Annotated in this window: 9 protein-coding genes, 1 pseudogene and 2 riboswitches; of the genes and pseudogenes, 1 reads left to right on the top strand and 9 read right to left on the bottom strand. The window is 36.3% G+C overall.

Annotated elements, in window-relative coordinates; genetic code table 11:
- Window positions 1–336: 336 nt before the first annotated feature.
- The 7 genes from ACFSCX_RS17125 to ACFSCX_RS17095 all read right to left on the bottom strand — a co-directional run bounded on the left by ACFSCX_RS17125 (window position 337) and on the right by ACFSCX_RS17095 (window position 10,477).
- Window positions 337–1,662, bottom strand: a complete 1,326-nt coding sequence (locus tag ACFSCX_RS17125) for an NCS2 family permease (RefSeq protein ID WP_377929461.1) — start codon at window positions 1,660–1,662, stop codon at window positions 337–339.
- A gap of 94 nt (window positions 1,663–1,756) precedes the next feature.
- A riboswitch (purine riboswitch) is annotated at window positions 1,757–1,858 on the bottom strand.
- Between the two features lie 93 nt (window positions 1,859–1,951).
- The gene (gene guaA / locus ACFSCX_RS17120) at window positions 1,952–3,490 is read right to left on the bottom strand and encodes a glutamine-hydrolyzing GMP synthase (RefSeq protein WP_377929460.1); all 1,539 of its coding nucleotides are present in this window, start codon (window positions 3,488–3,490) and stop codon (window positions 1,952–1,954) included.
- 115 nt (window positions 3,491–3,605) lie between these two features.
- Window positions 3,606–3,707: riboswitch (purine riboswitch) on the bottom strand.
- A gap of 29 nt (window positions 3,708–3,736) precedes the next feature.
- Entirely contained in the window at window positions 3,737–5,902 is a 2,166-nt protein-coding gene (locus ACFSCX_RS17115; RefSeq protein WP_377929459.1) for a transglutaminase-like domain-containing protein, read from the bottom strand.
- Window positions 5,899–7,116 (bottom strand): DUF58 domain-containing protein, encoded by a 1,218-nt coding sequence (locus ACFSCX_RS17110; RefSeq protein ID WP_377929458.1) that lies wholly within the window; start codon window positions 7,114–7,116, stop codon window positions 5,899–5,901. The genes ACFSCX_RS17115 and ACFSCX_RS17110 overlap by 4 nt, the downstream gene beginning before the upstream one ends.
- A gap of 5 nt (window positions 7,117–7,121) precedes the next feature.
- The gene (locus tag ACFSCX_RS17105) at window positions 7,122–8,078 is read right to left on the bottom strand and encodes an AAA family ATPase (protein WP_377929457.1); all 957 of its coding nucleotides are present in this window, start codon (window positions 8,076–8,078) and stop codon (window positions 7,122–7,124) included.
- Window positions 8,079–8,335: 257 nt separating this feature from the next.
- Window positions 8,336–9,154 (bottom strand): GNAT family N-acetyltransferase, encoded by an 819-nt coding sequence (locus ACFSCX_RS17100; protein ID WP_377929456.1) that lies wholly within the window; start codon window positions 9,152–9,154, stop codon window positions 8,336–8,338.
- A gap of 132 nt (window positions 9,155–9,286) precedes the next feature.
- Entirely contained in the window at window positions 9,287–10,477 is a 1,191-nt protein-coding gene (locus ACFSCX_RS17095) for a YhgE/Pip domain-containing protein (protein ID WP_377929455.1), read from the bottom strand.
- Between the two features lie 176 nt (window positions 10,478–10,653).
- Here ACFSCX_RS17095 and ACFSCX_RS17090 point away from each other — a divergent pair, with 176 nt between their 5' ends.
- Window positions 10,654–11,280 carry a TetR/AcrR family transcriptional regulator gene (locus ACFSCX_RS17090; protein WP_377929454.1) on the top strand — a complete coding sequence of 209 codons (627 nt, stop codon included), beginning with the start codon at window positions 10,654–10,656 and terminating at the stop codon, window positions 11,278–11,280.
- A 233-nt stretch (window positions 11,281–11,513) separates the two neighbouring features.
- On the opposite strand, the gene ACFSCX_RS17085 is transcribed toward ACFSCX_RS17090, so the two are convergent.
- The gene (locus ACFSCX_RS17085) at window positions 11,514–12,461 is read right to left on the bottom strand and encodes a methyl-accepting chemotaxis protein (protein WP_377929464.1); all 948 of its coding nucleotides are present in this window, start codon (window positions 12,459–12,461) and stop codon (window positions 11,514–11,516) included.
- Window positions 12,456–13,250: pseudogene (locus tag ACFSCX_RS17080) on the bottom strand (cache domain-containing protein); the annotation flags it as partial. The gene ACFSCX_RS17085 and the pseudogene ACFSCX_RS17080, both read right to left, overlap by 6 nt.
- Window positions 13,251–13,529 lie beyond the last annotated feature (279 nt).

Genomic DNA, 13,529 nt, shown 5'->3' with positions numbered 1-13,529 from the left:
GTAGATTTTAAAAATTATTGATGGTTATTTTCACTTGCGTGAAATAACCTCGTTGGTTTATAAAACCAACACGCTTGACGTTTTGTTTAGTTTTCAAAGAACTTGTCTTAATTTTGTTTCATCGCTCAAAGGCGACTTACATATAATATCATTTATCTTTAATCACTGTCAACATTTTTTAAAAGAAATTATTTTTTCTTTTTGAACCATGTCGTTAGCAGCGACTTTCTACATATTACATGGATTTTTCACCGAAGTCAACGCTATAATGCCTTGTAATAAATGGAAAGAGGATCTAGCCGATGAATATGTGGCTAGATCCTCTTTCCATTTGTTCTATTCTACTAAGAAAACAAAGTACAGTACGAAAATTACAAACATTCCATACATGATTGGATGAATTTCTTTTCTTCTTCCCTTCATGATCATTGTAATCGGATAGAAGATAAATCCAATCGCAATACCTGTTGCAATACTATAAGTTAATGGCATTGCAATGATTGTAAGGAAAGCTGGCACAGCAATTTCAAACTTATCCCAAGCAATTTTCCCTAACGCTGAAACCATTAAGATACCAACGATGATTAATGCTGGTGCCGTAACAGCTGATGTAATAATCCCTAATAATGGAGAGAAAAATAAGGCTAGTAAGAAGAATCCTGCTGTTACTACAGATGTAAAACCAGATCTTCCACCTGCTGCAACCCCTGCAGAGGATTCAATGTAAGAAGTTGTTGTTGAAGTCCCTAGCGTCGCTCCAACGACAGTAGCAGCTGAGTCAGCAAATAATGCTCTACCTGCACGTGGTAGTTTATTATCTTTCATTAATCCTGCTTGGTTTGCTACCGCTACCAATGTTCCTGCTGTATCAAAAAAGTCTACAAAAAGGAAAGTAAGAATAACAACTAACATTGGAATTGTAAAAATTTCACCAAAGTGTGTAAATGCTACACCAAATGTCGGTTCCAGACTCGGCACAGCTCCAACAACTTGTGTTGGTACTTGAATTAATCCTGCAATCATTCCAACAATAGCCGTGATTAACATTCCGTAGAAAATACCACCATTAATTCCTTTAACCATGAAAATCACGGTAATAAATACCCCAAAGATTGCAAGTAGCACTGGACCACTTGATAAATCACCTAAACCTACTAGAGTTGCATCATTATATACAATGATACCTGCATTTTGAAGTCCGATAAATGCGATAAATAATCCAATACCTGCAGCCACTGCAAACTTTAGTTCAGCAGGTATTGCATTTATTATTCTTTCTCTTAATCCAGTTAAAGTTAAAACAATAAAGAATAATCCTGAAACTAATACACCTGATAAGGCAGTTTGCCAAGGGATACCCATTCCTAATACAACTGTAAAAGCAAAAAATGCATTTAGACCCATACCTGGCGCAAGAGCAATTGGATATCTAGCGATAATCCCCATAAGTAAAGAACCGACTGCTGCTGCAATTGCAGTTGCTGTAAAGATTGCTTCTTTAGGCATTCTTAGATCATCTGGTAAATCTGTAATAACCGCTAAGCTTAATACATCTGGGTTCACAAACAAAATGTAAGCCATTGATAGGAAAGTTGTTAAGCCAGCGATAAACTCTTTTTTGTAGTTCGTATTAAGTTCATCAAACTTAAAATAACGTTTCATACTTTTACCCCTTTCTATTTTCCCCAAAATAAAAATAAACTCCGAGCTCAGCCAGGAGTTTCTACATATTACAAGGTAAATAGAAAAAGGTTTATCGTCCTTCTTCTCACCTCGTAGTCAAGCTATTTACGGCAGCTTGGTAGAAACTTTCGGGCCATATCCCCAATATTATACGAGTATCGACAAAATTTATGAGTACAATAGTAATTCTAACAGCGCACCACTAACTCGTCAATACAAAAAAACGAACATTTAACAAATGTTCGTTTTTAACGTTCGTATTTAGATGTTATTCCCACTCGATTGTTGCAGGTGGCTTACTTGTTATATCATAGACTACGCGATTAATATGATTTACCTCATTCACTAATCGTGTCGAAATTTTCTCAAGGACATCCCAAGGGATACGTGCCCAATCAGATGTCATACCATCAATAGAAGTTACAGCTCTTATGCCAATTGTATAATCATATGTTCTAGCATCTCCCATAACCCCTACACTACGGATATCCGGAAGCACAGTAAAGTATTGCCATATATCGCGATCAAGTCCCGCTTTTTTAATCTCTTCACGTAATATTGCATCTGATTCACGCACTATTTCAAGCTTTTCCTCGGAGATTTCCCCTAGGACACGAATTCCTAATCCTGGACCTGGGAACGGTTGTCTCCACACAATCTCATCCGGAATACCTAGCTCTGTACCAAGCGCTCTTACCTCATCTTTGAATAATGTATTTAATGGTTCAATGAGTGTAAATTCCATATCTTCAGGTAGACCACCTACATTGTGGTGAGATTTAATCGTTTGAGCTGTAAGTGTTCCACTCTCAATAATATCTGTATATAGAGTTCCTTGTGCTAAGAAATCAATACCTTCAAGTTTCGATGCTTCATCTCTAAACACATAGATGAATTCATTTCCGATAATCTTTCGCTTTTGTTCCGGGTCACTAACACCTTGAAGCTTATCTAAAAAGCGGTCTTTTGCATCTATTTTCATAACGTTCATATTAAAACCTTCACTAAATGTCTTCATTACACTTTCCGCTTCATCTTTACGAAGAAGACCGTGATCGACAAACATACATGTTAATTGATCACCTATCGCTTTATGAATTAAAACCGCAACTACAGATGAATCAACTCCGCCACTTAATGCACATAAAACCTTTTTATCCCCAACCGTTTGACGGATTTTTTCCATTTCTAACTCGATAAAGTTTTCCATTGTCCATTTTTCTTTACATTCACAAATCGTAAATACAAAGTTTTTTAGTAGATCATTACCATACTCGGAATGACGAACTTCTGGGTGGAACTGAACGCCGTAAAATTTTCGAGAAACATCACTCATACCAGCAATTGGACAAGATTCACTTGTTGCATCCACCATAAAGCCTTCCGGTGTTTGCTTGACTAAATCACCATGACTCATCCAAACAACCTGCGCATTTGGTAAATCCTGATATAGTAATGACTCTTGTTCAATCTTTAATGTAGCTTTACCGTATTCGCGATGTGACGCTTTTTCTACTTTTCCGCCAAATATATGAGTCATAAGCTGCATTCCATAACAAATACCAAGAACCGGCACACCTAGCTCAAAGATCTCCTTGTCACAATGAAACGCATTTTCCGCGTACACGCTATTTGGTCCGCCCGATAAAATGATCCCCTTAGGGTTCATCTCTTTTATTTCCTCAGCTGTTAACGTATGTGGATGGAGCTCACTATATACTCCAAATTCACGAATACGACGAGTAATCAACTGGTTATATTGGCTTCCAAAGTCTAAAACGACGATTTTCTCTTGTACCTTTAACATTCGTCTCACCCCTACCCCTTTTTATAAAATATCAAACAAAAAACTAGAATTCATACCCTCCAAATAATAGAAGGCAGAATCCTAGTTTACATAAAATCAATGTATGATTAATATAACAACTTGATTCCGCCTTCATAGTCAGATCATTCTCGGTGACCCGGTAGAGACTCTCGAACCCTATTATCGAGGATATATGAAGGAACTTTGTATAATTTGACCCTATTCTATCAATGGGCTTTCAATCGGTCAAGATGCTACATTTTTAATTAAATTTTCCCACAATTTACGTAAGTTCTCGATTTCCTTTTGTTCTAGTGTTGGATCTTTTCGATATTGGATACTTTCTAGCTTCACGGTTAATTTCCTCATATCCTTTGAATAGAAGAAGGCATCAACATAAGCAGCATACTCTCTTAGTGTTTGACTATCTTTCTTCTTAAGACCAAAGCGCTTTAATGCACCAATTAGTGCAAAGTAGGCTTTTACATAGGCACTTGGGTCTTTAAATCGACCATACCGAAGCATTAAATATTTTGGCATCCACTTTTTTCTCGTAAAGAACACAACTAGAGCGATTACTAAAAGAACACCAAGTGTTTTAAGAATATCAGTAAACGTTATATTTGTTACCCAAGAATTTGATCCAGTAAATTCATTTCCCTCTTCCTCTTCACCTAATAGATCTTCTTCTGGAGTTTCAGGTTGATCTTGCAGCTCTGGAATTGGTAGAGTTGCATCATCTTCTTGTTGTTCTGACACAAAACTATATGGATTTGAGAATCCTTTAGTTGGCTCAAATGCCACCCAGCCAGTCCCCGGGAAGAATACTTCCACCCATGAATGGGCATTGGCATTTTTTACTTCATATATACGATTATTATTACTTAAGGTTGAGATGTAATCTCCTCCTGTATATCCCTTTACCCATCGGGCAGGAATGCCTACAGAACGCAATAACACGATCATCGAAGTGGAGAAGTTATCGCAGTAACCCATTTGCGTTTCAAATAAGAATTGATCAACATAATCGTCATTCGCTCCAGGCACAGCAACCTGTTCCGTTTCATACACAAAGCCACTAGCTCTAAAATAGCGCTCAACGGCACGGACTTTATCATAACGATTTTCGTATGGCGTCGTAATTTCTATCGCTAGTTCTTTCACACGGTTTGGCAGTTCCTCAGGAAGCTGAGTATACCGATCTAAAAACGGTTGTACTTCATCATCCGAAGCAGCCATGAGAGCTTGCATACTATACTTTGGCTCATTAAATGTCACATCGTATCGATCTAAAGGAACAAGCTGACCACTTCGCTCTGTCATCACTTTTTCAGTCTCAGGATTTACTCGATACGTGATATCCATGTTCGATTCAACATTTTCGAGCTCAACAGGATAAACAATATGTGAATACCCAAGTTTTACAGATACTTTTGCAGTATACGTTTCTGTTTCTACATTAGCTTCTAAAAGTGGGATTGAAACACCGTCATCTTCCCTTATTGACTCGAACTCATTACTAGTTGCTTCCCATCCTTTTCCCGTATAAACATCCTTTGTTTCTACTCGCCAATATTGTTTATTTCTTACTTCTGCTGAGAATACGACTGTTTCATCACCAATAAATGGACCACCTAATGTTGAATCGTTTGATCCGTACCCTACACGCCTAATCCCATTTCCAAAGCCATCACCATCTCCAATTCCATATCCTTTTAGATAAGGAATTGGATCTGGCCATTGTGGGGCAGCTTTTGGAGCTAAATAGCCAACAGTCGTTGTAACGACTGTAAATATAATAAGCGGTACTAACCATTTTACCTTTGTTTTACTATTGATAGGTAGCGTTTCATGAAGGTTAATTCGGTCCAATTTTAGTAATCCTAACATAAGAAACCCTAACACAACCATTCTGACAATTGGACCCTTTGAATCATACGGTGTAAAAGTATCAATAACCGCTAAATAGGTAATTGTTAACAATAAAAATAATAAGATTTTCTTTAAGTGAACAATCCAATATTCAATTAAATAGGCTAATAACCACAATAGAATAAAAAATAATAGACTTCTAAATGAGTCGGTTAACTCCCACCACTCAGCAGACATCAAATACGAAATGTTCACTTTAAAGTCGTAAAAGAACTCTCCAATCCACGTCTTTCCAAAGAAACTTCCTTCAAAAAACAACCGGTGAATGGCATAAGCAATAACAAGAAGCTTAGCCGAAATCGAAACAAGCATTGGAGTTGAAAAAAAGGAGAGCAGGTAACAAAAACCAATAAAATATAAAAATATTGATAGATTACCAGTGTCTGTTACAACACCCAGTGGTCTAAGCCATTCCCACAAAACAAGAAAACCATAGATATAATAGATTGCTTTAAGAAGTTGTCCCTGTTTCATATTCATCGACTCACCTCATGAAAAGCATCTGCATATTGTCCTTCCTGAACAGCTTTAATAAATATATGCTTTTGCTTTAACTTTTCTATCTTTACAAGAGTTTCCCTCGCTGGGTTCAGTTTAGGAAGGACAACAAAGACGACAATTTGATATTGACGATGTGTTAAATATTCAATCGTCCGAATGAACGAGTCAGATAAGTCACTTGTAATAAAAATCATGGTTAAGCCGTGCTGCCATTTACTTACTTCCGACTCAACGGCAACTGAAAAATGCTGTTGGTCCGGCTGTACCTTGGCTAGGTGATAAAATATCTGCTGTTGATGCTGTTCTGTATTTTTCAACCCAGCAACATAACGATCTTTTCCAACTGAGACAAATCCAACCTGTGCACCATGGCGCAAAATCGATTTCACAATAGAAGCAGTAAAAATAATGACTTGCTCAAAGAGTGGACGGTTTTGTCCGTATGCACGGTCCATAAATACCACAACATCATGACTCTGCTGCTGTTCAAATTCTTTTGTCATAAATGAATTTTTTCTAGCACTAGCCTTCCAATCAATCCATGAAAACCGGTCTCCTGGTTGATATTCTCTAATTCCAACAGCCATAGCCGTATCCCTTACTAATCTTGTTCGCGAAGACGTATAACCTTGATCAAACCTGTTTTCTAGCTGTCGATACACTAAATCAACATACTGAGGATACACTAAAAATGTCTTTGGCAATTCATAGCTTCTTGCCTTTTCAATCAACCCAAACAGGTCTCCTGTTTTGATCGTAACGGATGTAAATAAATGTTCTCCCCGAGGGATGGCATCAATTACATAATCATACGTTAACTTCCCCTTAAACCAAGGGAAAAGAATGACCTTTGCTTTTTTTGATTGATTACAAAACCGTAAAGATTCTGGTACTTCCTCTGAAACAATAACGTAGAGAAGTGGAACAAATCGGAACTTTCTTTCAACCGTTATGGTTGCTTTTAGTTTTTCACCTGAAGTGAAATGAGTTTGGTTTACAGTTCTTGTCACGGTAAAAAAGCTCATACGATAAACACTCACTACTAGTGAATAAAGTCCAAATGGAAGAAAGCTATAAAAAATAAACCAACTGACGAAGCCACCTTGAAACATCGCATAAATAAATGTGATCGCAAGAAGCGTAAGTAGGAGCAGAACCCTTCCTGTTAAATTAACGTATGAGTTTGCTTTCATATTAATCAATACCTAACTAATGGAACCTTAATCTGATCGATGAGTTGCTTGACGAGTTGTTCTGCCGTAACTCCTTCAAATTTTGCCTCGGATTTTAAGATTATGCGATGTGATAATGTGTACGGAGCTAAATACTTTACATCGTCGGGAACTACGTAATCTCGGTTGTGAATAAAGGCAAAGGCTTGTGCAGCTCTCATTAATGAGATACCACCACGTGGACTTGCTCCTAAATAGATGCCATGATGGGTTCTAGTTTGATTCACGATATTAACGATATATTGTCTAATCGATACATCTACAGATACTTCTTTAACCTGCTTTTGGAATTCTACAAGCTCTTGTGTCGAGATCACCGGCTCTAATTCGTGAATCGGTTGACCCGCTTCCATTCTAGCCAGCATATCAAGCTCCTCATCCTGGCTAGGATACCCCATGCGCAATTTTAAAATAAAACGATCTAACTGTGCCTCTGGCAGGGGATACGTCCCCTCATATTCAATCGGGTTTTGGGTTGCCATAACAAAGAAAGGTTTTGAGAGTGGTCTCGTTACTCCATCAACTGTAACACTCGCTTCCTCCATCCCTTCAAGTAGTGCAGCTTGTGTCTTTGGAGATGTTCTATTAATCTCGTCCGCTAGCACAATATTTCCCATAATAGGACCTGGTCTGAATTCAAATTGAAGATCCTTCGGATTATATATAGATACACCCGTTACATCAGAAGGTAATAGGTCTGGAGTGAATTGAATTCGTTTAAAATCTGCACTCACTGATTTCGCTAATGCACGAACCATCATCGTCTTTCCTACACCAGGTACGTCCTCTAATAAAACGTGCCCTTCTGCCAAAAGCGCCACTAAACTAAGTGTCGCCACATCACGTTTACCGATCATAACCTTGTCTATATTATCTAGAACATTCCCTAATATTGGATGAAGCGTATCAATTTTTTGTACCATTACTGATCCCCCTCTTTTCTCTATTTTCAGGTAGGCACTAACAGCAGAAATGTAAGCTATACCCACATCCCCTACCATGCGAAAAATAGCATTTGAATTTTCATTTAGCTGAAAGCATTCCTAAAAATACAAAATTTTCTATCAATTTAAAATACATATATACTTATCTATTATACAATTCTAATAAAAATTGATATATCCTTTTTATTGGGAAATTTTTTTCTTTTTATGGAAATAATCACAAAATATTACTTTTATTAAGGTAGAGGAGAATACCAAACTGATTTAGTATACGCAACTTTTAAGCCAACCCTTTGTAAGTTTCGGAATGATGGAGTCCCGAATTCACATTGCGCCACAATTATGTGACTTAATCTCTCCTTTGCATCCATTAAACGCCTCTTTAACATCGCTAACTGTAAGCCATGTCCCCTGAAAGCTGGTAAAGTGCCTGCCATTCCTAAACAAGCTATACCATTTGCCCCTATATAAAGCATAGAGAAACCAGCAGGTATTTCATTTACATAGCCTATATAAAAAGACCACTCTGGATTATTATGAAGTATACTGAAGCTTTCGTTGTTCTCCGGAATATCGAACGGAATTTCTAATGATTGAGAAAATAATGAACTAAATAGACTCATTTCTTCCTTTCCTGCCTTTAAAATACGAATTGGCTTCATAGTATTGTGATTATCAATAGATGGTGCTCCGAAGAGAGTTGAATGAAAGCCATGTTGATAAAATCCCTTTTTGTTTAGCTCTTTTGCTAGTCTCCCCGTTAAAGTAACTGGCGTTATATCAATGGAAAATGGAAGATTTCGCTCTTTGTAATAGGCAACCATATCATCTAATCGAGAAATATCATCTTCGGAAAAAAACCACACCTTATTAAATTCTCTCGGCATATCATCAGCGGACAGGGCCATACATTTTCCAAAGCTCTTAATCTCAACATTATTTGGATTACCTTTTCTTAATTGAACCGCTTGCATTCGATCTCTTAAAACCTCAAAATCAATTCGCTCCATTCTGTTTGCTAATTCAACCGTTAAAATCGGAAGATCCATCATCATTACCTGCCTTCTCTTATTAAAAACATGATTACAGTCTTAAAGTTCTACTCTGCTTTTTCTAAATCCTCTAAAACAAAAAGACATCTCATTCAAAACATTTTGAGATGTCTTTGCTTTTGCATGGTACATGTATCAATGGTTTGGTACTGATTGTTTATCTTCGTTTATAGTATCTTTTTGCTTACTTTTTGGCTTGAATATTGATAAAGCCATCAAAGTTAACGAAACAAGTCCTATCCAACCAATGGTACCTATTCCCTCTTCATAAATACCTTTCTTAAAGAATAGAACATCCCTTAGCGTTTCTAGGCTAAATCGAAATGGAACCCACGAATAAAGAAAGTCATTTGTTACATTAGGCAGCATTTCTGGCGCAATAGTCAAGATTGGCATTGAAAAAAACAATAGAAGGATAAATAACGTCGCAGCCGCATAACCAATCCAGTTGAGAAAGGCATTTTGCAAAAAGAAAAAGCAAAGTCCTATATATAGCAATGTAAAAAACAATTGGCCTTGACTTGGTACATTAACTTCTAAAACATGAACAGCAAGAAGCAAAGTGATACTAGAGATTATGGTTACATAAAGTATTCCAATCAACATTTGGCTTACCAAACTATTGAATGTCCATTTACCTTCAGTAGATTTTTTTAATAGAGTAAACAGAATCATAGAGCTGATAAAAGTTGAGATCCAAAGAAGCTGAGTAAATAATGCTGGCGTATTTCCATTTGCATTGTTGACTGCTACCGTATTTATTTTTTCAGTTTCGATTGTAAAGGGACTCGATAGGGATCTTACTAATTCAGCCGTTAAAGGTACATTTAATCCTTCTAGTTGAGCTAGCAACTTCTCTTGTAGTTGTAAATTAAAATTAGATAAAACGCCGCTCGCTATCTGCGCGGCAACATTTACACCCGCTTGGTTCATACCTTCATTCAGTATGATGGTTGTCGTTGGTTGAACGGAGCTTCCTGTTAGTAATGAAAAAATTTGCTCGGATAATTTCTCTTGCAAAACAATAGTTGCATATAGTTTTTTCTCATTCATTACCTGGATTGCTTCTTCTTTATTATGAAAGAGTCTCCAGTTGACAGACGATGAATCTCTCTTTTGTATTTCTTCAACAAAGAAATTACTGAAATTGATTTGTTCACCATTTGGCAATGTGACCCCTTCATCTTCCATCACAATTGCTACAGGTAATTCTTTAGGGGTTGGATTAACAGTTGAACCCATAAAAGCGAAGGTAAAAATACTAGTAAAAAGAATGATAATCCCTGCACCCATCCAAAGTAGTTTGTTTTTAATAATCCCGCTCATCACATGCCCTCCTTTAATTGACACTTTGTTGATTAATTTACATCATGTTGTATATAATTCAATTATAGAAAATCCTTACTGACATTCAATGAGCAATATAAGTGGTTTCGTTTCATAAGCGACAAGGCCAAATAAATTGTTGTGTATTTTACAAAATTAGGGGAAGTGATGATTAGGTGAAAAAGACGGATTTACGAGTGGTACGAACTCAAAAATTAATAAAAGAAGCGTTGCTAAAACTTATTGATAAGAAGGGTTTTGACGCCATTACGATACAAGATATCGCTGATGAAGCCTTTATTAACAGGGCTACGTTTTATTTACATTACCAAGATAAATATGATTTACTAGACCAAATCAGCAACACTTATTTAAAAGAGTTAATGGATGTGATGAATATATCCTTCCACCTCAAAAATGGTGAGGTCAATGTAAAAAGGTTCAAAATAACTTTAAACAGAGTGTTTACTAATATTAATGAAAATCGTGAGTTTTACCGAGTCATGTTGGGACCAAACGGCATACCAGATTTTACTGGTAAAGTAGAAAAGTTTTTATTTGAAAAATTTAAGGGAAGCTTCTCGACCATAGTAGGGGATTTTAGTAAATTAGCATTACCAGCAGATTTTATCCTACATTTTATTAGCTCAGCATATATCGGAGTCTTGAAGTGGTGGCTCTATGCAGACGATCATTACTCTCCTGACTATATGGCTGAACATCTAGCCAATATCATAACAAAAGGGCCAATGAATGCACTTGGCCATAAGATCAATTTTAATGAGGATAACTCTTTAGAGTAGTTGATAAAGGCCATTAGCAAATAGTAGGACCATCTATTCAAAAAAAGTTTTGTATAAATGATCATCTCCATTTATACAAAACTTTTACTAATAAAACATTTTATAGCTTAATTCTCTAAGAATTGGAACAAACTTTTGACGTAAAAAAGTTATAAACCATTGTGTGAAAAATTCAGTATCTCATTTTCTCACCTGAACATTTATAAGAAACTGAAAATCACTCAGAGTTTACATTATATTTTAAAGCGTTTAGCAATTTCCTGTAACTCCTGTGCCATTTCGGCTTGAGTCTTCGTGGCATAGTTAATTTCCTCCATAGAAGCTGTTTGTTCTTCTGCTGCAGCTGCTACTTCTTGGGCATAACTAGTTGTCTGGTTTGTAATACTATTCGTGCTTTTCATTGAATCTACTAAGGAATCAGTACCTTTATTTATTTGTTCAATCGAAATTGAAACATCTTTCATACGATCAGATATCTCTTCAATTGCAGCTGAAATCCCTTTGAATGATTTTCCTGCTTCTCCGACTAATTCCACACCTTTATGTACAATGACTTCTCCATTTGACATAGAGTCTACAGCCTTTTGTGTATTTGTTTGTATATCTTGAATAAGTGCATAAATTTGATGTGTTGATTCACCAGACTGTTCAGCAAGCCTTCGTACCTCATCAGCAACAACTGCAAATCCTTTACCATGCTCTCCTGCTCTAGCTGCTTCAATAGCTGCATTTAAAGCAAGTAAATTAGTCTGGTCAGCTATATCAGTTATGAGTGAAACAATTTTTTCGATTTCAGAGGATTTTTCATTTAATAGTTTAATGACTTCCGTTGTTTCCTCAGTATTTGAAGTAATAATACTCATTTGTTCAATTGCATTTTTAACAATTTCTTCACCTTTTTTTGCTTGCTCAGAAGTGTGTGTAGTAGTTTCATCAACTTTTTCTGCACGTTCTGAGATCACATTAACATCTTTTGAGATCTTTGTGACTAGTTCTGTAGAGCTCTCTACTCTCTTCGACTGTTCTTCAGCACCCGATGAAACTGCTTGTATAGAGGAGGCAATTTGTTCTGATGCTTTTGCCGTTTCAATTGCATTGGCACTCAACTGTTCACTAGATGCGGCTACATGTTCAGAGGTATCAATAACCTTAACAATGATTTCTTTAAGGTTCAAAATCATTTTGTTAAAGCTCCTAACAAGAGTGCCTACCTCATCTTTGCTTTTCGAATCCATGACTTTAATCGATAAATCGCCCTCAGCAACTTTTGTCATTTTTTCAGAAACCGCTATTATTGGTTTTGTTATGTAATTTGTGAATAACCAAATAACTATAGCTCCTACTAATAAAGAAACACCCAAAGTAATCATTAAAATGTTCAAGATGCTTTTTGCACCTTTATTAAAGTCCATCATATAAGTCCCAGCGGATATCACCCATCCCCAGTGTGGATCTAATTCAGAATAACTGACCTTAGGTGCCATTACATCCTCATTTGATGGTAAGGGCCACTCGTAATAAGAAAACCCTCCACCATTTTGTCCTTGCTTCACAATTTCTTGTATAAACAAAACTCCGTTAGGGTCCTTCGCTTCCCAGAAGTTCTCCCCTTCCTTTTGAGGATGTAACATTGTTTGTCCATTTTCATTAACAGCAAATAAGTAACCGCTTTCACCTAAATCAACATTTTTATCTATTGTTCTAGAGCCATCATTGTTTTTTTCACCTAATATTAGTGTTTTTGCTCTTTCTTGCGCCTCATCTAAAGACAGAGTTCCTTTTTCAACCTCTGTATTTAGTGATTCTATTAACTTAAGTGACATCTTTACATTGTTTTTTAAATTTGTATTTCCTAAATCATCTAAACTAGATTTACTAGATTGATATCCAATTATCCCAATTAACAAAGCTGGAATCGCTAACAACAGTAAACATAGTGTTATAAGTTTGACTTTCAAAGATTTAACCATTTAAACAAACCCCTCTCTTATGATGATATAAATAAAATATTTAATTGATAGTGAAAATGAATTAGCTCTGCATCAAAAGTAATAACGAATTAGGCTATATTACGCATGACACAAGACCCACTATAAAGTTTTATCCGACAAATTTCAACTCATTTCTTGTTTTTTTTACCAAATTAAAGAATTGAATGGTTCAAAGATTTAAGAAGCCAACTGATGAAAGACGGCATGATGACCTTTTATTAGGTCACATGCACGCACAGGAGGAAGTATCAATCAATT

The organism is Bacillus salitolerans, assembly GCF_042680805.1.
GTDB lineage: Bacteria > Bacillota > Bacilli > Bacillales > SA4 > Bacillus_CJ > Bacillus_CJ salitolerans.
Note: the sequence above shows the minus strand (reverse complement) of the source record. Positions and strands in the feature narration are given on the sequence as shown.

Coding starts and splice junctions, on each gene's coding strand:
- ACFSCX_RS17095 (WP_377929455.1), bottom strand. CDS start 10,477: ATGAGCGGGATTATTAAAAACAAACTACTTTGGATGGGTGCAGGGATT.
- ACFSCX_RS17085 (WP_377929464.1), bottom strand. CDS start 12,461: ATGATTTTGAACCTTAAAGAAATCATTGTTAAGGTTATTGATACCTCT.
- ACFSCX_RS17105 (WP_377929457.1), bottom strand. CDS start 8,078: ATGGTACAAAAAATTGATACGCTTCATCCAATATTAGGGAATGTTCTA.
- guaA (WP_377929460.1), bottom strand. CDS start 3,490: ATGTTAAAGGTACAAGAGAAAATCGTCGTTTTAGACTTTGGAAGCCAA.
- ACFSCX_RS17100 (WP_377929456.1), bottom strand. CDS start 9,154: ATGATGATGGATCTTCCGATTTTAACGGTTGAATTAGCAAACAGAATG.
- ACFSCX_RS17110 (WP_377929458.1), bottom strand. CDS start 7,116: ATGAAAGCAAACTCATACGTTAATTTAACAGGAAGGGTTCTGCTCCTA.
- ACFSCX_RS17125 (WP_377929461.1), bottom strand. CDS start 1,662: ATGAAACGTTATTTTAAGTTTGATGAACTTAATACGAACTACAAAAAA.
- ACFSCX_RS17115 (WP_377929459.1), bottom strand. CDS start 5,902: ATGAATATGAAACAGGGACAACTTCTTAAAGCAATCTATTATATCTAT.